Source organism: Martinezella multihospitum, assembly GCF_900094585.1.
GTDB classification, from domain to species: Bacteria; Pseudomonadota; Alphaproteobacteria; order Rhizobiales; family Rhizobiaceae; genus Rhizobium; species Rhizobium multihospitium.
The window spans coordinates 1,349,782-1,373,695 of the sequence record NZ_FMAG01000001.1 but is presented as its reverse complement, the minus strand read 5'-3'; the positions used below and the strand labels follow the sequence as shown (position 1 = coordinate 1,373,695).

The following is a 23,914-nucleotide window of genomic DNA, read 5'->3' as shown; positions in this document are numbered from 1 at the left end:
AGAGGTGACGGATGGCCGCAGTCAGCAACAGGAAACAGGATAATGTGGTTGCCGCGCTGCTGGTCGCCCCGGCGGTCATCGCGTTTCTGGTGATATTTGCCTACCCGACATGGCGGATGGTGGCGATGAGCCTGACCAATGCGCCGCTGATCGGACCGGGCGAATGGGTTGGCCTCGACAATTATGCGCGCCAGCTCTCCTCACCCCAATTTCAGAAGGCACTTCTGAACACGCTCTACTTCATCGTCCTGACCGTCATCCCCGGCACGTTTCTCGCGCTCTTCATTGCCATGGGCATCAATCGCCTGAGCGGGCGCATACAGATGCTGGTTCTCGCCTGCTTTTTCCTGCCCTCGATCCTGCCCGTGTCGGTGGTGACGCAGATCTGGACCTGGATTGCAAACATGCAATACGGCGTCATCCAGCATGTCATCGGTCTGTTTACCGGCGGACGGCCGCTCCCGGTACTGCGTTCGCCAACCTATTTCATGCCATCAGTTGCAGTGGTCACCATCTGGTGGACGATCGGCTTCAACATCCTGCTGTTTCTTGCGGCGCTGCGCAGCATCTCGCCTGACGTCTACGAGGCTGCTGCACTCGACAATGCCAACCGTTGGCGGGTGTTTTCCAGAATAACCTGGCCGCTGATCTGGCCGGTCACCGCGCTGGTTCTGACACTGCAGCTGATCGCGCAGTTCAAGATCTTCGCGCAGCCTTATCTGCTCGGCTATTTCGCCCACACGCCGGCGGATGCGCAGGCCGTTGTCATGACCGTCATCTACGATCTGGCCTTCAAGCAGAACAAGGGTGGCGAAGGTGCCGCCGTCGCGACCATCCTGTTCGCCATCATTCTCATTGCCTCCGTCCTGCAATATCAGTTCCTGCGTGCGCGAGGCGAAAAATGAGCGTTCTCACAACAAGTGCGCAGACGGAGCTGACCACGGCAAAGAGTCATGCCGCATCAAGAGGCTGGAGCGGGCGCGCGCTGACCACGCTGACGGCGTTCGGCGCTCTTATCTGGTTCTTTCCGCTCTACTGGGCGGTCATGACATCGCTCAAATCCGACACGGAGGTGGTCAGCCGGACGCCCGGGCTTTTCCCGAAGGCACCGACGCTCGAACCCTATCGCTACGTGATCGAGCGCTCGAGCATCGTGCAATGGTATATGAACTCGGTCGGCACCTCGGCGATCATTGCGGTTCTGGTGCTTGTGATGAGCGTCGGCTGCGCCTATGCGCTCAGCCAAATCCAGTTTCCCGGCCGCCGTGTGATTTACGGGGCGTTGATCGCCTCGGTAATGGTGCCGGCGGAAGCGCTCATCATCAACCATTTCGTGCTGATGAACATGTTCGGGCTCATCAACAGCTGGGGCGGCATCGTGCTGCCGCAGCTGGTGGTGCCATCGGTCATCATCATCCTCAAGCAATTCTTCGACCAGATTCCAAAGGAATTCCGCGAGGCGGCGATGCTCGACAATGCCGGGCACTTGAGAACGCTCTGGAAGATCTATGTGCCGATGAACTGGGGCGTGATCACCGCGCTCGGGATAACCACCTTCATCGCGGCATGGAATAATTTCCTGTGGCCATTCCTGGTCGCAACATCGGACAGCACGATCACCATTCCCGTTGGGATTACCCAGGTGAAGGATGTCTTCGGCGTGCGTTTTGCCAAGGATATGGCCGCCGCTGTTCTGGCCGGCCTTCCCGTCGCCATTCTATACCTTGTTTTTCAGAAGCAGATCACGCGCGCCATCATGCTTTCGGCCGGAATAAAGGGATAGGCAGCCTGCGCCTTGACAAAACGGGATTGCTGGAAATCTCTCCGATCATCCGAGACCATGCGATCGGCGCGACAACGCCAAAACATGGTCGCGATAGACCTGCCTGAAGTCGCGGAAGGATCTGTAGCCAAGTACCTTGACCATGCGCGAGATGGAAGACGGCGCAATCTGGCAGTTTGCCGCCAGGGATGATGCGTTGCTGAAGGCGACCGTATCGGGTTGCCTGAAACTGAGCTCCAACATGCATTTGAGCGGCTCTGGAAACTCTCTGGTTCTGGAGACGACCAACATCTTCAGCTCAGCAATGTCTCTGGGCGCGACTAAGATGCCGTCCTGCGCCATTCTATCCTCCCATTCGAACGGCTGTCACCGTCAATCGTTTTCATGCGCGTACGCGCGAGGTCTTGTCGTCCAGATCGTTGGTGCCGCTTCAGCTTCGCGTGCGAGCTCCATCAGACATTGATCGTCCGTCCTTCATGCGTACCGGTCCGCACCGTGTCCAATACGCATCGCACCGGCCTACTTCTTCCAGTATTTGTCGACGTATTTCTGAATTTCCGTCCGCATGAACCGGCCGGAGGCATCGGCCCGGTCCTCCCAGCCAAAGACGCAGGCCGTGACGATCCCATCAAAGCCGACTTCGGCCAGCGAAGAGAAGAAAACGTCCCAGTTGATCTCGCCCTGATGCATGTCCATATGCTGGTGGATCGTGACCTTGGCACCCGGCGGATTGATGATGTAACGAAGGCCCGACGACGCCTTGTGATTGTAAGTGTCGGCCACATGCACGTGGGCGATCAGCGAGCCCGCATCGCGGATCATCCTCGCCATGTCGTCGCCGAAGTAGAAGGTATGCGGAGCGCAATAGAGGAACTTGACATTGTCCGAGCCGATCGTCTTCAGCATGTCGATCGCCGGGTGCAAGGTCTCGCACCAGTCCTCCGGATGCGGTTCCATGTTGAGGGTCACGCCCTCCTTCTCGAAGACCGGCACAAGCTCCTCAATGGAGCGCCACCAGGCTGCTTCGCTATGTTCGTGCGTATAATGACCGCCGCAGCAGTTGGAGCGATGGCCGCGATCCGGCGAAGGGCCGCGTCCGAACTCGGAATTCATCGTATCGACGCCGAGCTCGACGGCGAGATGAATGGCCTCTTTCCAATAGGAAACCGCTGCCTGGCGTTCGTCTTCGTGCGGACTTGCCCAACGATACATTGGCAATAGCGAAGCGACTTTCACACCGTGATCCTTGAGCGCTTTCTTGAACTCCCTGATGCGCTCCTTGTGGGCACGCGGCCGCACCCACCATGGAAGAAGGTCGTCTCGCGGGGAGACCTCGATATAATCGTAGCCGAGCTCGGCGGCCTTACGGCAAAGTTCGTTGAGCGGCAGGTGCCGATGCATGTGCGGATCGAGTGCGATCTTCATTACCTTCTCCTTTTGGATGTCGTCAGGCCGCGGGCTTGAAGGCGCAAGCTGCATAAAATGCCGGCCGTTCGCCGATCTCGATTGGAACGACCCCGCCGGAATGCTTCGCTTCGACGCAGGCATCGGCCGTGACGGCGGCGAAATAGCCGTCCCAGGCTGTCGGGCCGCGCACCACGCCCATCTTGACGGAATCGATCCACTCCTGGAGTTCGACGTCGTAGCTGTCGATGAAGCGAAGCTTCCAGTCCTGGAGGATTTCGTGGCTGAGCTTGGTGTCCTTGCGCAGAAGCACGCTCATCGGTTCGGGCAGGTAGCCGACGCCATCCTCGCCCACCACCTGGCACTGGATGTCGTAGCCATAGGGACAATTGACGAAGACCTCGACGTCGATCCGGACACCCTTCCGGGTTTCGAGAAGGATCATATGGGGGTCGTCGAGATCCTTGCGGGCATGCTTCGTCTTCCGGGGCATGATGACCTGCGCGGAGACATAGTCATCGTCGAGCAGCCAACGCAGCACGTCGATCTCGTGCGGGAAGCTATCGGTAATCGCCATGTCGCCGCCGTAGACGTCCGGAACATTCGGGTTGCGGTGGGCGCAGTGAACCATCAGGGGTTCGCCGAGATTGCCGCTCTCAATCTGCTGTTTCAGCAGGCGATAGCTCTTGTCGTAACGGCGCATGAAGCCGACCTGGACGAGGTGGCGCCCGCTTGCAACTTCAGCATTGACGATATTGAGGCAGGCCGCGGCTGATGTTGCAAGCGGCTTCTCGCAGAAGACCGGCTTGCCGGCCGCGATCGCGGCAAGCACGAACTCCTCGTGCGTCGGCCCCCAGGATGTGACCACGATGGCCTCGACATTTTGATCGGCCACAAGATCATGCCCGTTTTCGAAGACGCGGGCGGTGGGCGTCAGGCGTCTCGCAACCTCTTCGGCCTGTGCCTTGTTGATATCGTTGACGGCGACGACAGTCGAACCGACAAGCTTGTTATGAAGTCGCTCGATATGTTCCTGGCCGATCGCGCCGGTTCCGATAACACCGATCTTGAGCATGTTTCTGTTCCTTTGAATGGGTCAATCGAAGTCGCGCGGCAGGGCGAGCTTCAGCGTAGTTAGCGATTTCTTGACACCGGTGAGCGGCTCCATCCCGGCGTCTTCCATCTCGAGGCTGACGGGGCCGTCATAGCCAACAAGGCGGGCGACGGCGAAGAACTCCTTCCACCACTGAACATCGTGGCCATGGCCAAGAGCCACGTAGTTCCAGGATCGTTTTGCGATGTCGTTGATCCAGTAGGTGTCGATCAGGCCATTGGCTTCGGCAAGCGTCCGCTCGAGGCGCACGTCCTTTGCATGGATGTAGTGGATCGCGTCACCGAGCATGCGCACGGCCGCAATCGGATCGCCGCCCATCCACATGTGATGGCTAGGGTCGAAATTCATGCCAATCACGGGATCGACATGCTCGCGCAACCGCAGCATGTTGGCGGGATTGTGGATCATGGTTGCACCGAGATTCTCGATAGCGACCCGGATGCCACACTCCTTGGCAAGCCGTCCCGCCTTCTCGAAATACGGGATCAGAACGTCGTTCCACTGGTAATCCAGCGCCTTCTCGTGTTCGGGCAGGATGACGTGGGTGATCCAGTTCGGCAGTTGATCCGTCGGCGTGCCGCCGGGGCATCCGGACATCATAACGACGGTCTTCACACCAAGCTTTTCGGCAAGGCGGAAGGTCTTGTCGACGACAGCGCGATGCTCCTCGCCGCTGGAGCCGGGATGAAGCTGATTGCCGGAGCAATTGAGAGCGGCGATGGATAGACCATGGCGATCGAGAGCGCTGAGGAAGTCCTTCCGCGCCAGCTCGCTCGACAAGAGTTCGTCAAGCTTCAGATGCGGAGCCTTCGACCAATTGCCGCAACCAAGCTCGACAGCCTCGAACCCGAGCTTGGAAACCGTGTCGAGCATATCCTCGAATGAGAGGTAGCCGAGAATGTCGGTTACCAGACTAAGACGCATCATTTCATTGGCTCCGCTGATGTCATTTCATGTTGGATTTGCGTGCCGGGACGCCTGTCACCCCGACACGCCTGCTCGGGAGGAATTACTTCTTCATGTACTGGTCGACATTGTCCTTGGTGATGGACTCGAACGGCACGAGCTTTTCGGCCGGCGGCTGTTCGCCCTTCTTGATACCTTCGACCACTTCGAATGCGGCCTTCGCCTGACCGCCGGCATTCTGGAAGATCGTCTGCGACATCTCACCCGCCTTGATCGCCTTCAAAGCGTCCGGCACGCCATCGACGCCGGCGATCATCACGCCCTTGAGACGATCGGACCCCTTCAACGCTTCCAGCGCGCCAAGCGCCATCTGATCGTTCGCGGCAACGATGGCGTCGAACTTCGGGAAGCTCTGGATCCAGTCTTCGGTGACCTTCATGCCTTCGGCGCGGTCGTAGTTCCCTGTCAGGCTTGCAAGGATCTTCACGTCCGGACGGCCGAGGGACTCCTCAAAGCCCTTCTTTCGCTCCTGCGAGTGATAGAGGCCCGGCGTGCCTTCCAGATAGAGGATCTGCGCGTCCTTCGGCAGATTGGCCTTCATATATTCGGCCTGCATCTTGCCGGCGTCGATGTTCTTCGAACCGACGAAGGTATATTTGCCGCCGGCCGACTGGATGCCGAGTGCCACGACAGGGATGCCGGCTGTATTGGCCTTCTCGACGCCAGGAACGATGCCCTGATAGTCGACCGGGACGACGACAATCGCGTTGACCTTCTGAGCGATGAAATTATCGATCTGGTCGAGCTGTTTGCTGGCGTCGTTGTTGGCGTCCGCAAACTTGATATCGACGTTCGGATCGGTCTTCGCGGCATCGATGAAGGCCGTCTTGCGCGCCATGACGAAGACGTCGGTGTCTGCCATGTTGGCATAGCCGACGACGAATTTGTCGGCAGCAAACGTACTGGTGGCGGACAGAGCGGCGATCGAAACGGCTGCCGTCAGCGCGAGTTTGGTTACGAGTTTCATTGCTTCTTCTCCTCCCATTGGGCGTTACAAAACTCAGGTCGTTTCCGGCGCGCCCTTTCGCGCCGACACACAGGTGGTCCTCCGCATGTGCGGTTTTTGCTTTGCGGGAACTTTCCGATCAGGCCTTCTTCTTGCTGCGGGCCGATTTCGTCCAAACATCAAGGATGACCGCGATCGCGATGATCAGGCCCTTGATGATCTGCTGCCAGTACGAGCTGACATTCATCAGATTGAGGATGTTGTTGATGACGCCGATGATCATCGAGCCGATGATCGTGCCGGTGATCGTTCCCGTGCCACCCATCAGGCTGGTACCGCCGACGACGACGGCAGTGATCGCGTCGAACTCGTAGCCGACGCCGCCGGCCGGCTGCCCCGAATTGATGCGGGACATCAGGACAATGCCGGCGATCGCGCACAGGATTCCGTTATAGATGAACGCCTTTACGACGATGCTGTCGGGATTGATGCCGGATGACCGCGCGGCGCGGTCGTTGCCGCCGACGGCATAGACGTAGCGGCCGAACTTGGTCTTGTTGAGCAGGATCCAGGAGAGCACGACGAAGATAGCAAGGATCAAGACCGAGATCGGGATCGGTCCGATGGAGCCCTGACCGATGATCTTGAACTCGCCAAGACCCGAAACCGGTGCGCCGCCGGTATAAAGCAGCACGGCGCCTCTTGCGACCGTCGTCATCGCCAGCGTCATGATGAAGGACGGGATGCGGAAGAATGTGATGACAAAGCCGTTGATGAAGCCCGTCACCATGCCCATCGCGACACCCGCCAGCACGGCAAGCGTGATGCTTCCGGTCGTTGCCATCACGCTGGTCGCGATCACCCCGCAGAGCGCCAGCACCGAACCGAGCGAGACGTCGATCTGGCCAAGGATGATGATGAAGGTGACGCCGCAGGCCAGAAGGCTGACGACGACGACCTGGCGCAGGACGTTCGTAAGGTTTGCCTCCGTCAGAAAGGTCGGGCTCAGCAGCGATGCCAGGATACAGATGCCGGCGAAGATCAGGACGGTGCCGTATTTGCGGTAGATCAGGGCGAAATCGATCCCGCCTGACTTCGTCTGGGATTTCGGCGTGGCGCCCTTCGTGACCGCAGCCATCGGTTCGGTACTCATCAATGTCCTCCCGTAGCGAGGCGCATGATGCTTTCCTGATTGGCCTCGCTTCTTGTCAATTCGCCGGCAACCCGACCCTCGCTCATCACGACGACGCGGTCGCTCATCCCTAAGATTTCCGGCAGCTCGGACGAGATCATAATGATCGCCAAGCCCTGCCGAGCGAATTCCGTCATCAGCCGATGGATTTCGGATTTCGATCCGACGTCGATGCCGCGCGTCGGCTCGTCGAGGATCAGGAGCTTGAGATCGCCGAGCAGCCATTTGGCAAGCACGATCTTCTGCTGGTTACCGCCGCTCAAGTTCTCGACGATCATCGCGGTGTCCGGCGTCTTGATCTGCAGCATCTTGATCATGCGCTGGGCCGCGGTTTCTTCCTGTCTTTCGCTGATGAAGAGGCCACCGGCAAACTTCTTGAGATTGGCAAGCGAGATGTTTTCGCCGACCGATCGGCACAGCACGAGGCCTTCCGCCTTTCTATCCTCGGACACCATCGCGATGCCTCTGGAGATCGCATCCTTCGGCGACTTCAGCTTCAAGACGGCGCCGTTCAGCCGGATCGTTCCGAAATCGGCCTCATCGAGGCCGAAGATGACGCGGGCGACCTCGGTGCGGCCGGCACCGATCAGGCCGGACAAGCCCAGAATCTCGCCGGCCCGAACGGTGAAACTAATGTCCTCGAAGGCACCAGTTCGTGTGAGCTTTTCGACCGAGAGCACGACATCGCCGATCGGAACCTCCTCCTTTGGAAAGATGCTGGAGATCGTGCGGCCGACCATCTGGGAGATCAGCTTGGAAGGATCATATTCGCTGGCGGGTGCTGCGGCGATGAACTGACCATCGCGCATGACGGTGATGTCGTCGGCGATCTGAAAGATCTCATCCATCTTGTGGGTGATGTAGATGATCGCGACGCCGCTTGCCTTCAGGTCGACGATCTGTCGGAACAGCACGGCGACCTCGGTATCGCTGATCGCGGAGGTCGGCTCGTCCATGATGACGAGAGATGCTTGTCGGGAGATGGCCTTGACGATCTCGATCAATTGCATGGCAGCGATCGAAAGATCGCGCATCTTCGTCTCGGGGTCATATTTAAGACCGACCCTGTCGAGGAGCGTCCTGGTATCGGCGTTCATTCTGGCGAAATCGACGAAACGCGACAGGACGCCCTTTTCGGACATCGCCGGTTCGCGGCCGAGGAAGATATTCTCGGCGATCGTCATGTCGAGGACGGGGCTGAGCTCCTGATGGATCATCGATATCCCGCGCTCAAGCGCGGCCGACGTGTCCTGTCCGGTCAGCACCTCTCCCTTGAAGAGGATTTCACCGCCGTCGATCGCATAGGTGCCGCTCAGGATCTTCATGAGCGTCGATTTGCCAGCGCCGTTTTCGCCGACCAGGACGTGGACGGTACCGGCCCGAACCTTGAGATTCATTCCGTCGAGAGCGAGCACGCCGGGAAATGCCTTGACGATGCCGCGCATCTCGAGAACGAGATCGCCGCTCTGCAAGGAATGTCCGCTGACGCTGTCGCCGAGACGCGTCGATCCCATGGCCGCAGACATGTCTGCCTCCTCCCAAATTCCGCCATTCCGGCGTTTCTTTTCGATGACTGAATGCTTCCTCCAGCGGCGCCAAAACCACCACACTTCCCCCATTTCTGTCAATTTCAGGCTGGACGATTCTTTCAAATACTCCCATAATAGCTTTCATTTTCTGAGAGGCTCCCATGTCCAGGCCGACCATCGCCGATCTCGCTAAAGCCGCTAATGTAGGAGTTTCAACGGTGGATCGGGTCTTGAACGGCCGCGATCCGGTTCGCCATCAGACCGCCGCGCGCGTGCTGGAAGCAGCCGAGCGCATCGGCTTTCATGGCGTGACCGCCATCAAGCGTCGGCTCGAAAAGGAAAAGCCGGTCATCAAGTTCGGCTTCCTTCTGAAACAATCCCATCGGAAGCTCTACCGGATGTGGGGCGAAGTCCTGACGAAGGCGGTCGAGACCTATCCGGATGCGCATGGCAGAGCCATCGTCCGATTCGACGATGAGCGCGCACCCGAAAATACGGCGGATGCGATGCTCGCGCTCAGTCGGGAGGTCGATGTCATCAGCGTCATCACGTCGGATCATCCACAGATCAACCATGCCGTTGACGGACTCGAGGCCGAAGGAATTCCTGTGTTCACGATGATTTCCGACCTGACGGCGCCGGGCCGCGCTGGCTACGTCGGAAACGACTGCGTCAAGAAAGGGCGAACCGCTGCCTGGTTCATCGACAATGTCAATCCGGTTCCCGGCAAGGTTGCCGTTTTCGTCGGAAGTCACCGCTATCTGTCGCAGGAACTCTGCGAAATGGGTTTTCGGTCATATTTCCGGGAAAGCGCTTCCACGTTCCAGATGATGGAAACCCTGGGCACTCAGGAAGAGCCTGATATTGCTTACGAACTCACGCGCGATCTGCTGAAGAAAGAAGAGAACTGGGTGGGCCTGTATGTGGCCGGCGGCGGTGTCACCGGCGTCATGCGTGCGCTTCGTGAGGATGGCGGCCCGGCCGCCAAACGCCTGGTGGTTGTGGCTCACGAGCTGACGAACGAGACCCGCGCCGGCCTGGCCGAAGGCGTGATCAAGGTTGTTCTTTCACACCCGGCGCGGCTGCTCGCCGATACGCTGGTGCGGGCGATGGCGGAAGCGCTGGATACCCACAGAACCCCGACCGTATCGCAGTACATGCTTCCTTTTGAAATATATACGGCCGCAAACATCTGAGACGATGGCGAATGGGTCGCGCAAAGTTTGAGTTGACCGTTTTCGATGGCGAGGCGACACTTGCAACCCAAAGCAAGGCAGGAGGAAAAATGATGGATGAGCCAGACCGCTGGCGGCACATGGCAAGCGCTCCGAAAGACGGCAGTCGGATCCTTGTCACCATCCGCCCGTCCGAACAGGGGCCGGCAGAAGTTGACCTCGCATATTGGTCGAATGGCGATCAATTCGGCACAGAGGGCTGGCGCGCCTCCGATTCCTCGCCCGGACACATCATCGAATATGCCGAGCCGGAACTAAAATGCTGGATGCCGATGCCCTCGGCCAATCTCAATCGCACCTCAATGCCCTCACCTTGGGAAGGCGACAATGCCCAGCAACTCGACGGGTCGGGGATTTGAAAGCTTGCGCCGGCTTGTCGCACGGATTCGATAACAAATTTGCATCAGCAGAAACGAGTGACCTCAATCGAGGCGACGCCAATAGCAAAACGGCGCGCCTCGGGCTCGGTTCGTGGTGAGCGGCCCGAAGTTACCATTCGCACGAGAATACGCATGCCGACAGCCACCGGGCCGTTCTTGCGCCTTCGGCTTTACCCGCTCCCGCTTCACACTCCGCAATATCGGGATGCCGGGTACGCAGCTATGGTTCGAATGTCGTCGTAACCGCTCATGGGCGCACCTTGTCGCCATTCGCATGAGCGTTGACGAAAGGCCATTCATGCAGCAGCTTGAATTTTAACGCGTTAAATAATAAATTTTCGCGCGTTACTTTTTATCGCGACGCGAAGCGCGAAAGAACTTGCCTGGAATTTACGTCTCTGGTTGCGCTGCTTTCGATGTATGCGCATATGGCCATTAGTAGAGACGGTAGCTGGAAAAATGGTCGACTTTCGATGGAAAAATTGACGCATAAGACGATGGAGGATTTCGCAAAGTCCTGCGGGGTCTCCCGCCCCACCCTTTCCAAGTATTTTGACGATCCGACCAGTGTAAAACCGGCCACCCGCGCGCTGATCGAGGCGGCGCTTCGCTCGTCGGATTATCAGCCGAATCTTTATGCTCGGAACCTCAATCGCAAGAGAACACGCAATATTGGCATCCTGGTTCCCGCCCTTACCGACCCCTTTTATGCCGAAATGGTCAATCGCCTGGAATTGCGCCTGCGCAACGAGGGCTATTGGCCGATCGTCTTCTCGTCGCATGGATTGCCGGAGCTGGAAGCCGAAGCCGTCAACACGATGTTGTCGTTGAAGGTAGCCGGTGCGCTTGTCGCACCATTGGGGCAGAAATCCGACCCACGCACCTTTGAAAAACTGACGCAGAACCTGCCCATCGTCTATTTCGACACTTATATCGAAGGAAACACACCCTTCATCGGCAATGACAATTACCAGAGCGTCGCAACGATCGTGGAATATCTCTGCCGATCCGGAGAGGCGCCGGCCTATCTCGACATTCCGCATGTCAATCACAACTCACCGGAGAGGCTGGCAAGCTATATCGCCACCATGGAAGCTGCAGGATGCGAGCCGCTGGTGATCAGCACCAATGCCTCCTACACGTGGGAGTTTGAGCGCATCGGATACGAGCAGATGGATGGCCTGCTCCGCGCAAAGTCTCTTCCACGCAAAACCATCCTTTGCGCGAATGATCGCCTCGCCTTCGGCGTGATGGCAGGCGCCTTCGCGCACGGGCTGAAAATCGGGCGCAAAAAGGGCGACAATCTGCGCATCGCAGCCCATGACGACCATCCCTTGAGCCGCTATACCTGCCCGCCGCTGACGACGATGGCCCAGGACTTCGCCGCGATGACGGCAAGCAGCGTCAGCACGCTGCTGACGCTGCTGGGAGACACGGACGTACCCACACAGCCGATCGCACGCAAGGTTAGCCTGGGTGGAACACTGGTCATGCGGCAATCGGCCTGAAGCGACGACTGCTCTTCATCTAAATCAAGGCATCTTCGAAGCCGCGCCACGCTGCAACGGCCTCCTCCACTGCCCGCCGAGCCTCGGCCACATATCTCCCCATCGACACGAAGCCGTGGATCTGTCCCGGCCAATGGCGATGCACCATGCGTACCCCTTCTTCCTGCAACCGCCTGGCGTAAGCGATGCCTTCGTCGACCAGAATGTCGTATCCGGCAGTGGCGACGAAGGCCGGTGCCACTCCGGCCAAGGTCTCGGCCCGTAGCGGCGAAACCCTCCAGTCTGCTATATCGGCTGCGGTGCGAATATAGTGATCGCGAAACCATCTCATCGTCGAGGCAGTCAAGCCGAAGCCCTCGGCATAGCGGCGATAGCTGTCGGCCGTCTGGGCGGCGTCCGTATTGGGATAGATGAGCAGCTGTGCCGCAAGAGGTGGGGCATCGCCATTGCGTGACATCAATGCCAGCACGGCAGCAAGATTGCCGCCGGCGCTATCGCCGGCGACGGCGATCCTGCTAGGATCGATACCGAGATCTGTCGCCGATTTCACCACGAATGCCAAAGCCGCAGCGCAATCGATCACTCCGGCGGGGAACTTGTGTTCCGGCGCCAACCGGTAGTCGGGGCAGATGACGATGCATTTGGCAGTATTGGCGAACCATCGGCAGATTTCGTCGTGCGATTCGAGATTGCCGATCACCCAGCCGCCGCCGTGAAGGTAGATGAGACCCAGACCATTCTTCGAAAGCGCACCGATGCCGCGATAGATGCGCAAGGTGATCGGGCCATTTGGACCGGCGATTTGCCGATCTTCCACCGAAGCCACAGCCTCCTTTCCACCCTGGAGGGTCGGGCAATTCGCATCATAGTCGATACGCGCCTGTTGAGGTGTACCGGTTTCAAATGGCCGGCCTTTCGACCCGCTGCTCAGAGCGAGAACGCGCCGCGCGCTTTCATCCAGATTTTCCATTGGACTGCTACTCCTCTACCGCGATGAGGCGAGAAGGCTGCGTGCTTCGTCTTCGTCGAGGCGCGGTGGCGGGTTGAATTGCGCGCCGATGCTGACCGACTGCCGGCTTTCCCCCGACTGGAGGATAGCCTCCATGATTTCGAGAACATGAAGGGCTAGCTCTCCCGATGCGCGGGGCGGCCTACCCTCCTGAAGCCCTCGCGCAAGGTCGGCGACACCGAGCATGCGGTAATTCGCCCGGTCCGGTGCGGCGAAAGGCCAGTTCCTCGCACCGTAAAGTTCACCGTCGCTTTCGAAATCGTGCCAATCCGCGCCTCGTTCGGACAGCGACACCGTTCCGCCGAATGTGTCCGGGTCGGGCAAACGCAGCGAGCCTTCGGTGCCGTGCAGCTCGATTGGATGATTGGAGTGCCGAAAGACATCCCAGGATGCCCCGAAATTCACGGTCGCACCGGATTGGAATTCCAGAAGCGACAGGATGTTTGTGGGAGTGCCGACCTTGAAGCTGGTATCCTTGAATGGACCATCGGCGGTGATCAGCCGCTCTTCCTGACCTTTCGTCGCCATTGCCATGACCCGCACGACAGGGCCGAGCAGGTTCACCATCATCGTCAGATAATAAGGCCCCATGTCGAAGACCGGGCCGCCGCCCGGCTGATAGTAGAATTGCGGATTGGGGTGCCAGTGCTCCATGCCACGCCCCATCATGAAGGCCGTGCCGCTGACAGGTCGCCCGATCGCGCCTTCGTCCATCAGGCGCCGCGCCCGGCGGCCTGCAGCGCCGAGAAACGTATCGGGCGCAGACCCCAACTGCAATCCGCGCCGCTTGGCCTCCGCCACGAGAACCCGTCCATCGGCCGCCGATGTTGCAAGCGGCTTTTCCGTGAAGACGTGTTTGCCGGTCGACAAGGCCGACATCGTGACGTCGAAGTGGACGGCGGGAACGGTGAGGTTCAGTACGAGATCGACTTCGGGATCGGCCAGCAATTGGTCGACGCTGAGCGCGCGAATGCCATATTCGCGGGCACGCAGCACAGCCGCATCGGCGGATATATCCGCACAGGCGCGCAATTCGACACCTGCAAACAGCGCTGCATTGCGCAAATACGTCATCGAGATGTTACCACAGCCGATGACGCCGATGCCGAGTTTAGCTTTTGAATTACCAGCCATATTACCCAATCCTCCCTGATCTACCACATCTGTTCGCCGCGCTTCAGCGCATCCGAACGATGACTCCCGGGTTGATTTAAAGCATCTTATTTCTTGACGCGCGACAAATTTTTATAAAACATATGCGAATACTGGCGCGGAGGTTTGGAGGTCGCCAGTCTTCCTGGGAGGGAAACATGACAGATATCAAGAAGACGCCGGCCGGTTCCAAGACTGCCGGACAATCGATAATGCTTGATCGTCGTCAGCTGCTGCTGGGTGCTGCCGGCGCCGCCATCGGTACAGCAACGCTTGGCGTTGCCTCAGGCCTTGGCATCCGCCCGGCACGCGCGGCCGATCGGACGGAAATCAGCTTTGCCAGCGCCAGCTTCTTCGGCAAGGAAGGGCTCGGCGATCTCGTCAAGGCTTTCAACGAGTCGCAAAGCCGCATCACCGTCAAGTTCATCGAACTGCCGCCGCCGAGCTCGTCGACGGAAGTCTATCAGGGCCTCGTCCAGCAGCTCGCTCGCCGCAACGGAACGCCCGATGTTTTCAGCCAGGACGTGATCTGGATCGCGGGCTTTGCCTCTGCCGGCTGGGCTCTGCCGCTTGACGAGTATTTCCCGAAAGACAAGCGTGCCGATTATTTCCCGGGTACGGTTGCTGCCTGCACCTATGGCGGCAAGCTGACCGCGCTGCCATGGTTCGTCGATTCCGGCATGTTCTACTATCGCAAGGACCTCGTGGAAAAGCACGGCGGCAAGGTGCCCGAAACCTGGGCCGACATGGCGGCAATGGCGGCAGAGGCGCAAAAGGCCGGCGACGCCAAATTCGGTTATCTCTGGCAAGGCAAGCAGGCCGAGGTTCTGGTCTGTGATGCCGTGGAAATCATCGCATCCAACGGCGGCTCCATCCTTTCCGCCGACGGGAAATCTTCCGTCATCGGCGACGATGCCGCCGTTGCCGCGATCCAGTTCCTGTATGACACCATCAACAAGACGAAGATCAGTCCTCAGAACGTGCTCTCCTGGGACGAAGAGCCCTCTCGCCAGCCGTTTACATCTGGCGAGGCGATGTTCATGCGCAACTGGTCCTATGTCTATCCGATCGCGCAGGACCCGAAGGCCTCGCATGTCGTCGACAAGGTCGCCGTCGCGCCGTTGCCGCATTTTGCCGGCGGCAAGAGCTCGGCTTGCCTTGGCGGCTACCAGCTGGGCGTCAATGCCAATTCCAAGAAGCGGGAAGCGGCGATCGAATTCCTGACCTGGATGTCTTCGCCCGAAACCCAGACCCGGCTTGCGCTCAATTTCGGCCTTGCGCCCTCGCGGCCCGCGATCTTCCAGGATGCGAAGCTGAAGGCGGAGCAGCCATTCATGGCGAGCCTTCAGAACGTCTTCACCGGGGCAACGCCGCGGCCGATTACGCCGCAATATGCCAAGGTGACGCTGGCATTGCAGTCCAGCATCTCGAAGGCGCTGGTCAGCGGCAACGTCAAGGCGGAGCTTCAGGCAGCCGCAGCCCAGATCAACAAGATCGTCGGCTAAAATGGCCATGACGATGACGGTTGCCGTTTCCGAGCAAACCCCAGGCAAATCGAGGGCGCTGTCAAGCGCCCTCTGGCCCTGGCTGCTGCTGTTACCGGCATTTCTCTCGCTGGCATCGGTATCCTTCTATCCGATCGTCAACGGCATCTATCTGTCCTTTACCAACCGCTCGCTGATCACCCAGGACAATGATTTCGTCGGCATCGCCAATTATGTGCAGCTGCTGGCCGACCCGCCGTTCTGGAATGCCTGGTGGCACACGATCTGGTTCACACTGATCTCGACGTTACTCGAGACCTTCATCGGCCTGGCAATGGCGCTAATCCTTTGCGAGACCTTCGCCGGTCGGGGCATGGTCCGCGCCGCCATGCTCGTACCCTGGGCCATGCCGACCGTCGTGACATCGAAAATGTTCGGCTGGCTCTTCGATGGCCAGCACGGCATCATCAATTTCATCCTTCTGCATGCAGGATTGATCGACCAGAACGTCAACTGGTACGGCTCCCCCGATACGGCGCTGACGACGATCATCCTTGCCGATGTGTGGAAGACCACGCCATTCATGGCGCTTCTTCTGCTGACGGGGCTGCAGACTGTTCCGAAGTCGTTGATCGAGGCCGCCCGCATGGATGGGGCGAGAGCATGGACGATCTTCTGGCATATCCGCCTGCCGCTCCTGATGCCGACGCTGCTGATCGCCGGCCTCTTCCGTGCGCTCGATGCGTTCCGCGTCTTCGACCTGGTCTATGTGTTGACGGGTGGCGGTCCGGCCGATTCCACCGAGACCCTTTCGACCCTTTCCTACAAGGTGCTCTTTTCGACGCTTCAGTTCGGCTACGGCTCGGCAGTCTCGACCGCCATGTTCATCACCGAGGGGCTGATTGCCGTCGGCTTCTGTGTCTTCCTCGTGCGCCAGATCAGGAGGACGACATGAACGAAGGCCGCTCAGTCTTCCAAAACATCCTCATCTATCTCGGCGCCCTATTCATCCTCATCTGGTCCGCCGGTCCGTTCATCTGGCAGTTTTCGACGTCGCTCCAGCTCGACAAGGCCCTGACCGAAGGCACGCCCTCGCTCATACCGAACCCGTTCACGCTGGAGCACTACTACAACGCCTTCGTCGAGAAAGGCCTGCATCACTACGTGCTGAATTCGCTCGTCGTTTCACTGGCGACCACCGCACTTTGCCTGATCGTCGGCTCGCTGGCCGCCTTTTCGCTGTCGCGCCTCGATGTGAAGGGACGCTTCGGCATCCTGACGGTCATCCTTTCGGTGTCGATGTTTCCGCAGATCGCGCTCGTCGGACCGCTCTATCTCATCGCCTCCGATCTCGGGCTGCTCGATACCTACACCGCGCTGATCATCACCTATCTTGCCCTCGGACTGCCTTTGGTGACCTGGGTACTGTTCGGCTATTTCGAAACGCTGCCGCGCGAGATCGACGAGGCAGCCCGCATGGACGGCGTCGGTCCGGTCGGCCTGCTCTGGCACATCATCCTGCCAATGTCGTTGCCGAGCCTGGTCACGACGGGTCTGCTTGCCTTCATCACCGCCTGGAACGAGTTCCTGTTCGCGCTGGCCTTCACCTCGGACAGCGACAGCCAGACGATCCCGGTCGGCATCGCCAACTTCACTAACCAATATTATGTGCCCTGGGGAGACATCGCCGCCGCATCGGCTATCGTCACCGTGCCGCTCATCATTTTGGTGCTCTTCTTCCAACGACACATCATCGAAGGCCTGACCCAAGGCGGAATCAAGGAATAACAGGAATGCGCAAGGACATAAAAGTCGGCTGCCAGACGTTTACATGGGAAATGCTCGGCAATGCCTGGACAGGAACGGCGGACGATCTGCTCTCGGCGATTTCCGCAGGCGGCTATTCCGGCATCGAAATCACCGACACCATGATCGGCCACTATGGCGCGGACCCGCATGCCTTTGCAAATGCGTTGAGGGACCACGGCCTGACGCTCGTCTCCTTCGCCTTCGGTTCCAAGAGCGGCTTTACGCTGGCCGGCGCAATGAAGGACGACCTGGCGACGGCGAAGCGCTGGATTGATTATGCCGCGCATTTTCCAGGCGCACTCGTTTCCATCGGCTCGGCGACCGTGGTTTCCGAGGGCCTTCGGGACGACAAGTTCGCCATTGCAGGCGAGTTCTACAATCGCGCAGGCGAACTGGGCAAGGCCGCCGGCGTCGAGGTTGCGGTGCATCCGAGCTCGCATCACAATACGCTGCTGTTCGACCGCGCCGATTACGACCGCATCTTCGCATTGCTCGACCCGAGCCTGGTCGGCTGGGTGCCGGATACCGGCCACATCCTGCGAGGTCACGCCGACATGCTTGACACGATGCGCACCTATCAGGACCGTATCCGCTACCTGCATCTGAAGGATGTCGATGCACATGACCGATGGGCGATGCTCGGCAAGGGCGTTCTCGATACGACAGCCGTGATCGACCTCGTCTCGACAGCTCCGCGCTTCAATGGCTGGCTGGTGCTGGAGGAGGAATCCGAAACGGCCGGCGCCGATCCTGCGGCTGCGGTCAAAGCCAATCGTGAAACCATGCGCGGCTACGGCGCATAAGGAAGAGAACCATGATCGAAAAGGAAAGTCGCCGTCTTCGCGTCGGAGTACTCGGCTGCGGGCCGATCGCGCAATTCGCGCATCTGGAATCCTGCGTCAAGGCCAGGAATGCCGATCTCTACGCGATCTGCGACGCGGCCCCCGATCTTCTGGCCCGCATGGGCGCGACCTACGAGCCGCAGAAGATGTATGGCGATTATGATGCCATGCTGAACGATCCCGAGCTGGAGGCCGTGATCGTCGCGACATCCGACGCCTATCATGTGCCGATGTCCATAAAGGCGCTGGAAGCCGGAAAGCATGTGCTGTGCGAAAAGCCGATCGGCATCTCGATCGAGGAAGGACAGCAGCTCGCCGAAGCGGTGCGCCGGTCCGGCAAGATCCTGCAGGTCGGCCACATGAAGCGCTTCGATCCGGCGCTTGAGGCGGCCCGCAATTTCGTGCGCGACGATATAGGCCAGATCTTTGCGATGAAGGCGTGGTATTGCGATTCCACTCACCGCTATACCAATACGGATGCAGTCCAGCCCCTGCCCGTCACTAGCAAGCTTGCGCGCAAGCCATCAGGCAATCCCAAGGCCGATCTCAGGCAATATTTCATGCTGGCGCACGGCTCGCATCTGGTCGACACCGCGCGCTTCTTCTGTGGTGAAATCGTCGCCGTTCGTGCCCGGCTTCTGGAACGCGCCGGTGCCTATTGCTGGTTCGTGGAGACCGAGTTTTCCAACGGTGCCCTCGGTCATCTCGACCTGACAGTTGCCGTGCGCATGGATTGGCATGAGGGTTTCCAGCTTTATGGCGAGAACGGCTCGGTTCTCGCAAAGACCTTCAATCCCTGGTACTTCCGCTCGAGCGAAGTGGAAATCTTCCACGAAAAGGATGCGACGAGCCGAAAGCCGCTTGGCGCGGACGGCCATTTCTTCCGCCGGCAGCTGGAAGGACTTGCCGATACCGCGCTGAATGGCGCGCCGATGCGCGGCGCCAATGTCGAGGATGGCCTGGCGTCCATCCGCGCGATGGTGGCGATCGCCAGATCGGTGGAACAGGGCGAGCGCGTCGAACTCGCATCGGTCTCGGGAGCGGTCTGATGCAGATCGGGATCTTCACCAAGACCTTTCCCGGAACGGAACCGCTCGGCGTTCTTTCAGCGGTACGCGACAGCGGCTATGCTTGCGCACAGTTCAATCTCGCCTGCTGCGGCCTCCCGTCCATGCCCGATGCTGTTTCGGAAGCGACGATCGCAGCGGTTCGCTTGGCTGTCGGAACAACAGGCGTCTCCCTTGCCGCCCTGTCAGGCACCTACAATATGGCCCATCCCGATATTGCCGTTCGCCGATCAGGCCTCGCCCAGCTTGCCGTCGTCATCGAAACGGCATCGGCACTCTCGATTCCGCTGGTGACGCTTTGCACGGGAACGCGCGATCCGAACGACCAATGGGCCTATCATCCCGACAATGGCGATCCTTCCGCCTGGGCCGATATGGCGGCTGAAATGTCGAAAGCTCTGGAGTTGGCGGAACGGCACAGCGTCGATCTCGGCATCGAGCCGGAGCAAGCCAATATCGTCACGTCGGCATGCGACGCCCGGCGGCTGATCGACGAGATGGGATCGCGGCGGTTGCGCATCGTGCTTGATCCGGCCAATCTCTTCGAACAGGCAACACCGGCCAAGGCGCAGGCGATCGTCGAAGAGGCGATCGAAACGTCGGCCGGTCACATCGCCCTGGCCCATGCCAAGGATCGCTATGCCGATGGCCGTTTTGCGACCGCGGGGCAAGGCGTTGTGGATTTCGCCGACTTCATCGCGCGGCTGCGCTCGGTGAATTTCGACGGCCCGCTCGTGACGCATGGCCTTTCGGCTTCGGAAGCATCCGGCGTTGCCGGCTTTCTCAAGGCGCTGATCTGATGGACAAGAAATCGTTCAAGCGCGGCGATACGGAACTTGCCGTCTATGTGGATGGTGAGGGACTTCCTGTCGTCTTCCAGCACGGATTGGGCGGAGATGAAGCCCAGGCGGCGCAGAATGCCCCCACCGCGGCTATTCACCGGCTGACGCTGGAGTGCCGCGGACATGGCGCATCCTCGCTCGGCAATGCGCGACCCTTTTCGATCCGCATGTTTGCCGAGGACGTTCTGGCTGCGGCCACCGCATACGGTTTTGACCGCTTCATCGTCGGCGGTATTTCGATGGGCGCGGCCATTGCCCTGCATCTTGCCCATCATCACCCTCACCGGATCGCCGGGCTCGTTCTCGTGCGCCCCGCCTGGACCTTCGAGGCATCGCCGGACAATCTCGCGCCGATCCGCGCCGTTGCAGCCCTGATCCGTTCTCACCCGATTGAAGAAGCCAAAAAGCGGTTTGTCTCCTCCGAAATAGGGCGACGGATCGCCTCCGAGGCGCCAGACAACTTCTCCTCCCTGCTTGGCTACTTCGACAGGCCGGATGCTACCGCCTTCGCCTCTGTTCTGGCTGATATCGCTGCAGACGGACCGGATGTGACGCAGGCCGCTGCCGCCGCTCTCGCCGTGCCCACCCTGATCATCGGCAACCAGCATGACGCAATCCATCCGCTCTCCCGCGCACAAACGCTCGCCAATGTCATTCCCGGCGTAAGCTTTGTCGAAGTCATCGCCAAGGCAGTCGACAAGAACAGGCACTTTGCCGACGTCCAAGACGCCATCGCGCATTTTCTCGCATCCAAAACAATCCGGAGCTCCGTTCCATCATGACGTCCAAACCCCTTTCCGGCCCGGCGGCTATCGCAGCGCTTCCCCGCAACAGGCTTCTCGGCGAGTTCTCGCTCTGGTCGGCCGATCTTGCCAATATGGAGACCGACCTCAGGCGCATCGAAGCCTTTGTCGATCTGCATCACATCGATGTCGCCGATGCGCGCTTTACGCCGGGTTTCCTGTTCTTTCCGGATTTTGTCGCGCGTATCGCCAAGTCGACCGCCAAGCCGATCCATGTGCATCTCATGGTCGAGGCTGAAATCGTCGAGGAGCAGACGCGCCAATTCATAGAGGCAGGTGCGGATTTGATCAGTGTCCATGCCGAAAACGGCGAGGCGGGTTTGCGTGCAATTGCGGTTGCCAAAGAGCTGGGTGCCGAAGCCGGCGTGGTGCTGCGGCTGGAAACACCCGTTTCTGCGATCGAACCCTTCATCGATCACGTAGCCTTCGTGACGCTGCTCGGAACCTTGATCGGCGTCAAGGGGCAAAGCCTGTCGGAAAAGGCATGCGACCGGCTGATCGAGGCGCGTTCTCTCCTGAAAAAAGCCGGCCGTGAGGATCGGGTGATCCTGGCGGCCGATGGCGGCATTCGCGAACAAACGGTGCCACTCCTGCGCCAAGCCGGAGCTCAGACCGTGGTTCTCGGATCGCTGGCATTCGGCGACAAGAATCTTGGCGACCGGATTGCCTGGCTGCATGGATTGGAGAGCCGGGTTTCGTGAAAAAGGTCGCTCTTGCATTCGATCTGGGTGGAACTGAGCTTCGCGCCGCGCTTGTCGACGACATGGGATCTCTTCTGTCGTTCGTGTCCCTCTCGACGGATGCAGCTGGAGGTCCTGCCGCCGTCATCCGACAGATCGAACTGCTGGCGGAAACCGTACTGGCGGAAACGCCCGATCTTTCGCCGATCGGGATCGGGATCGGCGCGCCCGGCCCGCTCGACCCGGACGCCGGCGTCGTCATTGCCGCGCCAACTCTGATCGGATGGCATGAGGTTCCGCTGGCGGACATTCTCCATAATCACTTCCAGCTGCCCGTGCGGCTCGAAAACGATGCGAATGCGGCAGCGCTCGGGGAATGGCGATATGGCGCCGGCCGCGGGGCAGGATCGATGGTGTTCGTCACCGTATCGACGGGTATTGGCGGCGGCGTAATCGCCGATGGCCGGATCCTGCATGGCAGGCGCGGTCTGGCCGCCGAGATCGGCCACATGACGATCACGAGCGAGGGCGAACGTTGCTTTTGCGGCGCAGTCGGCTGCTTTGAGGCCGTCGCCTCCGGCACGGCGCTCGGCAGGCGAGCGACGGCCCGCACTAGGCCATCAGACGGATCGGCGCTGCGCAAGCTCGCCGCCGATGCCGACGTGACCGGACGGCATGTCGTCGAAGCCGCACGAAAGGGCGACGCCGACGCATTGGAGCTGCTGGCTGCCGAGGCGCGGTGGCTGGGGATCGGCTTCACAAACCTGCTTCATCTCTATTCGCCCGACGTGCTTGTCATGGGCGGAGGAATTTCGCATGGCTTCGATCTTCTGCACGATCAAATGGCGGCGACTGTTCGCGAGCGCGCCATGCCCGCCTATCGCAACGTGCCGATCGTTACCGCACAGCTCGGGCGCCATGCCGGTCTGATCGGCGCGGCCAGCCTCATCTTCGACGGCTACGGAAAATCAGACCCCGGGCCGATGAGTCCCAAAGGCACGGACAACCCTGATAGGGCCATACCCGCCGGCAAAAAGGAGGCCAGCAATGGCTAATCTCAAGCTCCGCGACGCCCGTAAATCCTACGGCGCTCTTGAGGTGATCAAAGGCATCGATCTGGATGTGGACGACCGTGAATTCGTCGTTTTCGTCGGCCCCTCCGGCTGCGGCAAATCCACGCTTCTACGCATGATCGCCGGCCTGGAGAAAATAACCGGCGGCGATCTGATGATCGATGACAAGCGTTCGAACGATATCGATCCGTCGCAACGCGGTCTCGCGATGGTGTTCCAATCCTACGCGCTCTACCCGCACATGACGGTTGCCGACAACATGGGTTTTGCGCTGAGAATTGCTGGTGTCTCGACAGGCGAGCGCGATCAGAAGGTCAGGGAAGCCGCAAAGATTCTGGAACTGACGCATCTGCTCGACCGTCGGCCAAAGGATCTGTCCGGCGGCCAGCGCCAGCGCGTGGCCATCGGCCGCGCGATCGTTCGAAACCCGAAGATCTTCCTGTTCGACGAACCGCTTTCCAATCTCGACGCGGCGCTGCGCGTCAACATGCGGCTGGAGCTGATGCGCCTGCATGACGAGCTGGCCGCTACGATGATCTATGTCACCCACGACCAGATCGAAGCGATGACCATGGCCGACAAGATCGTCGTCTTGAACGGCGGCCGCATCGAGCAGGTCGGCTCGCCGCTTACGCTTTACAACAACCCCGCAAACATCTTCGTGGCCGGCTTCATCGGTTCGCCGAAGATGAATCTGCTGCCGGCAACGGCTGAGGCCATCGGCCCGGATGGTATATCCGTGGCATTGGGCGGCGGAAACACCATGACCATTCCCGTCTTCTCCGAAGCAGTGAAGGCAGGCTCAAAACTGACGCTGGGAATCCGCCCCGAACATATCCGCATCGGCCAAGGCGATCAGTTTAACGGACAGGTCGTCCTTGCGGAGCGGCTGGGAGGCCTGACGATCTTTCACGTCGCTACCACATCAGGTCATTCGCTTGTCGTGCAGACAGAAGGCGCCGACACCACCCCACTCCATACACCGATATCGCTCCATATCGATCCGGGCATGTGTCATCTCTTCGACGATGAGGGAAAATCGCTCGCCAAGCTGAATTGACGATCGCGCGACGTCATCCTATCCCTTGGGGCAGAA

Annotated in this window: 24 protein-coding genes; 15 read left to right on the top strand and 9 right to left on the bottom strand. The window is 59.7% G+C overall.

What is annotated here, in order from left to right:
* Positions 1 to 11: 11 nt before the first annotated feature.
* A complete protein-coding gene (locus GA0061103_RS06320) occupies positions 12 to 905 on the top strand; it encodes a carbohydrate ABC transporter permease (RefSeq protein WP_092708157.1) in 894 nt (297 codons plus the stop codon).
* 140 nt (positions 906 to 1,045) lie between these two features.
* Positions 1,046 to 1,783 (top strand): carbohydrate ABC transporter permease, encoded by a 738-nt coding sequence (locus tag GA0061103_RS06315; RefSeq protein ID WP_092708760.1) that lies wholly within the window; start codon positions 1,046 to 1,048, stop codon positions 1,781 to 1,783.
* Between the two features lie 45 nt (positions 1,784 to 1,828).
* Here the strand turns inward: GA0061103_RS06315 and GA0061103_RS06310 are convergent, their stop codons facing one another.
* The 7 genes from GA0061103_RS06310 to GA0061103_RS06280 form a co-directional block, all read right to left on the bottom strand.
* Positions 1,829 to 2,125 carry a hypothetical protein gene (locus GA0061103_RS06310; protein WP_092708154.1) on the bottom strand — a complete coding sequence of 99 codons (297 nt, stop codon included), beginning with the start codon at positions 2,123 to 2,125 and terminating at the stop codon, positions 1,829 to 1,831.
* Positions 2,126 to 2,302: 177 nt separating this feature from the next.
* The gene (locus tag GA0061103_RS06305; protein WP_092708151.1) at positions 2,303 to 3,208 is read right to left on the bottom strand and encodes a sugar phosphate isomerase/epimerase family protein; all 906 of its coding nucleotides are present in this window, start codon (positions 3,206 to 3,208) and stop codon (positions 2,303 to 2,305) included.
* Between the two features lie 22 nt (positions 3,209 to 3,230).
* Positions 3,231 to 4,262 (bottom strand): Gfo/Idh/MocA family protein, encoded by a 1,032-nt coding sequence (locus GA0061103_RS06300; protein ID WP_092708148.1) that lies wholly within the window; start codon positions 4,260 to 4,262, stop codon positions 3,231 to 3,233.
* A gap of 21 nt (positions 4,263 to 4,283) precedes the next feature.
* Positions 4,284 to 5,228, bottom strand: coding sequence for a sugar phosphate isomerase/epimerase family protein (locus tag GA0061103_RS06295; RefSeq protein WP_092708145.1), 945 nt, complete (start codon positions 5,226 to 5,228; stop codon positions 4,284 to 4,286).
* Between the two features lie 82 nt (positions 5,229 to 5,310).
* Positions 5,311 to 6,234: a sugar ABC transporter substrate-binding protein gene (locus tag GA0061103_RS06290; protein ID WP_092708142.1), complete on the bottom strand. Its 924-nt coding sequence runs from the start codon at positions 6,232 to 6,234 to the stop codon at positions 5,311 to 5,313.
* A gap of 118 nt (positions 6,235 to 6,352) precedes the next feature.
* Positions 6,353 to 7,366 (bottom strand): ABC transporter permease, encoded by a 1,014-nt coding sequence (locus tag GA0061103_RS06285; protein WP_092708139.1) that lies wholly within the window; start codon positions 7,364 to 7,366, stop codon positions 6,353 to 6,355.
* Positions 7,366 to 8,919, bottom strand: coding sequence for a sugar ABC transporter ATP-binding protein (locus GA0061103_RS06280; RefSeq protein ID WP_245304699.1), 1,554 nt, complete (start codon positions 8,917 to 8,919; stop codon positions 7,366 to 7,368). Before GA0061103_RS06280 ends, GA0061103_RS06285 begins: the two co-directional genes overlap by 1 nt.
* Before the next feature lie 176 nt (positions 8,920 to 9,095).
* Here GA0061103_RS06280 and GA0061103_RS06275 point away from each other — a divergent pair, with 176 nt between their 5' ends.
* The 3 genes from GA0061103_RS06275 to GA0061103_RS06265 all read left to right on the top strand — a co-directional run bounded on the left by GA0061103_RS06275 (position 9,096) and on the right by GA0061103_RS06265 (position 12,057).
* Entirely contained in the window at positions 9,096 to 10,130 is a 1,035-nt protein-coding gene (locus GA0061103_RS06275) for a LacI family DNA-binding transcriptional regulator (RefSeq protein ID WP_092708133.1), read from the top strand.
* Positions 10,131 to 10,222: 92 nt separating this feature from the next.
* The gene (locus GA0061103_RS06270) at positions 10,223 to 10,528 is read left to right on the top strand and encodes a hypothetical protein (RefSeq protein ID WP_069610414.1); all 306 of its coding nucleotides are present in this window, start codon (positions 10,223 to 10,225) and stop codon (positions 10,526 to 10,528) included.
* A gap of 494 nt (positions 10,529 to 11,022) precedes the next feature.
* The gene (locus GA0061103_RS06265; protein ID WP_092708130.1) at positions 11,023 to 12,057 is read left to right on the top strand and encodes a LacI family DNA-binding transcriptional regulator; all 1,035 of its coding nucleotides are present in this window, start codon (positions 11,023 to 11,025) and stop codon (positions 12,055 to 12,057) included.
* 19 nt (positions 12,058 to 12,076) lie between these two features.
* Here the strand turns inward: GA0061103_RS06265 and GA0061103_RS06260 are convergent, their stop codons facing one another.
* Together GA0061103_RS06260 and GA0061103_RS06255 are read right to left on the bottom strand one after the other, a co-directional pair.
* The gene (locus GA0061103_RS06260; RefSeq protein WP_092708127.1) at positions 12,077 to 13,027 is read right to left on the bottom strand and encodes an alpha/beta hydrolase; all 951 of its coding nucleotides are present in this window, start codon (positions 13,025 to 13,027) and stop codon (positions 12,077 to 12,079) included.
* 15 nt (positions 13,028 to 13,042) lie between these two features.
* Positions 13,043 to 14,200 (bottom strand): Gfo/Idh/MocA family protein, encoded by a 1,158-nt coding sequence (locus tag GA0061103_RS06255; RefSeq protein WP_092708124.1) that lies wholly within the window; start codon positions 14,198 to 14,200, stop codon positions 13,043 to 13,045.
* Positions 14,201 to 14,376: 176 nt separating this feature from the next.
* Between GA0061103_RS06255 and GA0061103_RS06250 the strand changes: the two genes are divergently transcribed.
* The 10 genes from GA0061103_RS06250 to GA0061103_RS06205 are packed head-to-tail and all read left to right on the top strand — an operon-like array spanning position 14,377 to position 23,878.
* Positions 14,377 to 15,723, top strand: a complete 1,347-nt coding sequence (locus GA0061103_RS06250) for an ABC transporter substrate-binding protein (protein ID WP_092708121.1) — start codon at positions 14,377 to 14,379, stop codon at positions 15,721 to 15,723.
* Positions 15,724 to 15,730: 7 nt separating this feature from the next.
* Entirely contained in the window at positions 15,731 to 16,657 is a 927-nt protein-coding gene (locus GA0061103_RS06245; protein WP_245304676.1) for a carbohydrate ABC transporter permease, read from the top strand.
* Positions 16,654 to 17,490, top strand: coding sequence for a carbohydrate ABC transporter permease (locus tag GA0061103_RS06240; RefSeq protein WP_092708116.1), 837 nt, complete (start codon positions 16,654 to 16,656; stop codon positions 17,488 to 17,490). Before GA0061103_RS06245 ends, GA0061103_RS06240 begins: the two co-directional genes overlap by 4 nt.
* 5 nt (positions 17,491 to 17,495) lie before the next feature.
* Positions 17,496 to 18,314, top strand: coding sequence for a sugar phosphate isomerase/epimerase family protein (locus GA0061103_RS06235; RefSeq protein ID WP_092708113.1), 819 nt, complete (start codon positions 17,496 to 17,498; stop codon positions 18,312 to 18,314).
* Between the two features lie 11 nt (positions 18,315 to 18,325).
* Positions 18,326 to 19,402 (top strand): Gfo/Idh/MocA family protein, encoded by a 1,077-nt coding sequence (locus GA0061103_RS06230; protein ID WP_092708111.1) that lies wholly within the window; start codon positions 18,326 to 18,328, stop codon positions 19,400 to 19,402.
* Positions 19,402 to 20,220, top strand: coding sequence for a sugar phosphate isomerase/epimerase family protein (locus GA0061103_RS06225; protein WP_092708108.1), 819 nt, complete (start codon positions 19,402 to 19,404; stop codon positions 20,218 to 20,220). Before GA0061103_RS06230 ends, GA0061103_RS06225 begins: the two co-directional genes overlap by 1 nt.
* Positions 20,220 to 21,044 (top strand): alpha/beta fold hydrolase, encoded by an 825-nt coding sequence (locus tag GA0061103_RS06220; RefSeq protein ID WP_092708105.1) that lies wholly within the window; start codon positions 20,220 to 20,222, stop codon positions 21,042 to 21,044. The genes GA0061103_RS06225 and GA0061103_RS06220 overlap by 1 nt, the downstream gene beginning before the upstream one ends.
* Positions 21,041 to 21,766, top strand: coding sequence for a ribulose-phosphate 3-epimerase (locus tag GA0061103_RS06215; protein WP_092708103.1), 726 nt, complete (start codon positions 21,041 to 21,043; stop codon positions 21,764 to 21,766). The genes GA0061103_RS06220 and GA0061103_RS06215 overlap by 4 nt, the downstream gene beginning before the upstream one ends.
* Positions 21,763 to 22,800, top strand: coding sequence for an ROK family protein (locus tag GA0061103_RS06210; protein ID WP_092708099.1), 1,038 nt, complete (start codon positions 21,763 to 21,765; stop codon positions 22,798 to 22,800). The genes GA0061103_RS06215 and GA0061103_RS06210 overlap by 4 nt, the downstream gene beginning before the upstream one ends.
* Positions 22,793 to 23,878, top strand: coding sequence for an ABC transporter ATP-binding protein (locus GA0061103_RS06205; RefSeq protein WP_092708096.1), 1,086 nt, complete (start codon positions 22,793 to 22,795; stop codon positions 23,876 to 23,878). Before GA0061103_RS06210 ends, GA0061103_RS06205 begins: the two co-directional genes overlap by 8 nt.
* Positions 23,879 to 23,914 lie beyond the last annotated feature (36 nt).

Bases quoted from the DNA above. Each gene is read 5' to 3' on its own strand.
- GA0061103_RS06265 (WP_092708130.1), top strand. From the start codon at position 11,023: ATGGAAAAATTGACGCATAAGACGATGGAGGATTTCGCAAAGTCCTGC.
- GA0061103_RS06280 (WP_245304699.1), bottom strand. From the start codon at position 8,919: ATGGGATCGACGCGTCTCGGCGACAGCGTCAGCGGACATTCCTTGCAG.
- GA0061103_RS06215 (WP_092708103.1), top strand. From the start codon at position 21,041: ATGACGTCCAAACCCCTTTCCGGCCCGGCGGCTATCGCAGCGCTTCCC.
- GA0061103_RS06270 (WP_069610414.1), top strand. From the start codon at position 10,223: ATGGATGAGCCAGACCGCTGGCGGCACATGGCAAGCGCTCCGAAAGAC.
- GA0061103_RS06285 (WP_092708139.1), bottom strand. From the start codon at position 7,366: ATGAGTACCGAACCGATGGCTGCGGTCACGAAGGGCGCCACGCCGAAA.
- GA0061103_RS06260 (WP_092708127.1), bottom strand. From the start codon at position 13,027: ATGGAAAATCTGGATGAAAGCGCGCGGCGCGTTCTCGCTCTGAGCAGC.
- GA0061103_RS06290 (WP_092708142.1), bottom strand. From the start codon at position 6,234: ATGAAACTCGTAACCAAACTCGCGCTGACGGCAGCCGTTTCGATCGCC.
- GA0061103_RS06295 (WP_092708145.1), bottom strand. From the start codon at position 5,228: ATGATGCGTCTTAGTCTGGTAACCGACATTCTCGGCTACCTCTCATTC.
- GA0061103_RS06225 (WP_092708108.1), top strand. From the start codon at position 19,402: ATGCAGATCGGGATCTTCACCAAGACCTTTCCCGGAACGGAACCGCTC.
- GA0061103_RS06305 (WP_092708151.1), bottom strand. From the start codon at position 3,208: ATGAAGATCGCACTCGATCCGCACATGCATCGGCACCTGCCGCTCAAC.
- GA0061103_RS06220 (WP_092708105.1), top strand. From the start codon at position 20,220: ATGGACAAGAAATCGTTCAAGCGCGGCGATACGGAACTTGCCGTCTAT.
- GA0061103_RS06245 (WP_245304676.1), top strand. From the start codon at position 15,731: ATGACGATGACGGTTGCCGTTTCCGAGCAAACCCCAGGCAAATCGAGG.
- GA0061103_RS06300 (WP_092708148.1), bottom strand. From the start codon at position 4,262: ATGCTCAAGATCGGTGTTATCGGAACCGGCGCGATCGGCCAGGAACAT.
- GA0061103_RS06275 (WP_092708133.1), top strand. From the start codon at position 9,096: ATGTCCAGGCCGACCATCGCCGATCTCGCTAAAGCCGCTAATGTAGGA.
- GA0061103_RS06320 (WP_092708157.1), top strand. From the start codon at position 12: ATGGCCGCAGTCAGCAACAGGAAACAGGATAATGTGGTTGCCGCGCTG.
- GA0061103_RS06235 (WP_092708113.1), top strand. From the start codon at position 17,496: ATGCGCAAGGACATAAAAGTCGGCTGCCAGACGTTTACATGGGAAATG.
- GA0061103_RS06230 (WP_092708111.1), top strand. From the start codon at position 18,326: ATGATCGAAAAGGAAAGTCGCCGTCTTCGCGTCGGAGTACTCGGCTGC.
- GA0061103_RS06240 (WP_092708116.1), top strand. From the start codon at position 16,654: ATGAACGAAGGCCGCTCAGTCTTCCAAAACATCCTCATCTATCTCGGC.
- GA0061103_RS06205 (WP_092708096.1), top strand. From the start codon at position 22,793: ATGGCTAATCTCAAGCTCCGCGACGCCCGTAAATCCTACGGCGCTCTT.
- GA0061103_RS06315 (WP_092708760.1), top strand. From the start codon at position 1,046: ATGACATCGCTCAAATCCGACACGGAGGTGGTCAGCCGGACGCCCGGG.
- GA0061103_RS06250 (WP_092708121.1), top strand. From the start codon at position 14,377: ATGACAGATATCAAGAAGACGCCGGCCGGTTCCAAGACTGCCGGACAA.
- GA0061103_RS06255 (WP_092708124.1), bottom strand. From the start codon at position 14,200: ATGGCTGGTAATTCAAAAGCTAAACTCGGCATCGGCGTCATCGGCTGT.
- GA0061103_RS06310 (WP_092708154.1), bottom strand. From the start codon at position 2,125: ATGGCGCAGGACGGCATCTTAGTCGCGCCCAGAGACATTGCTGAGCTG.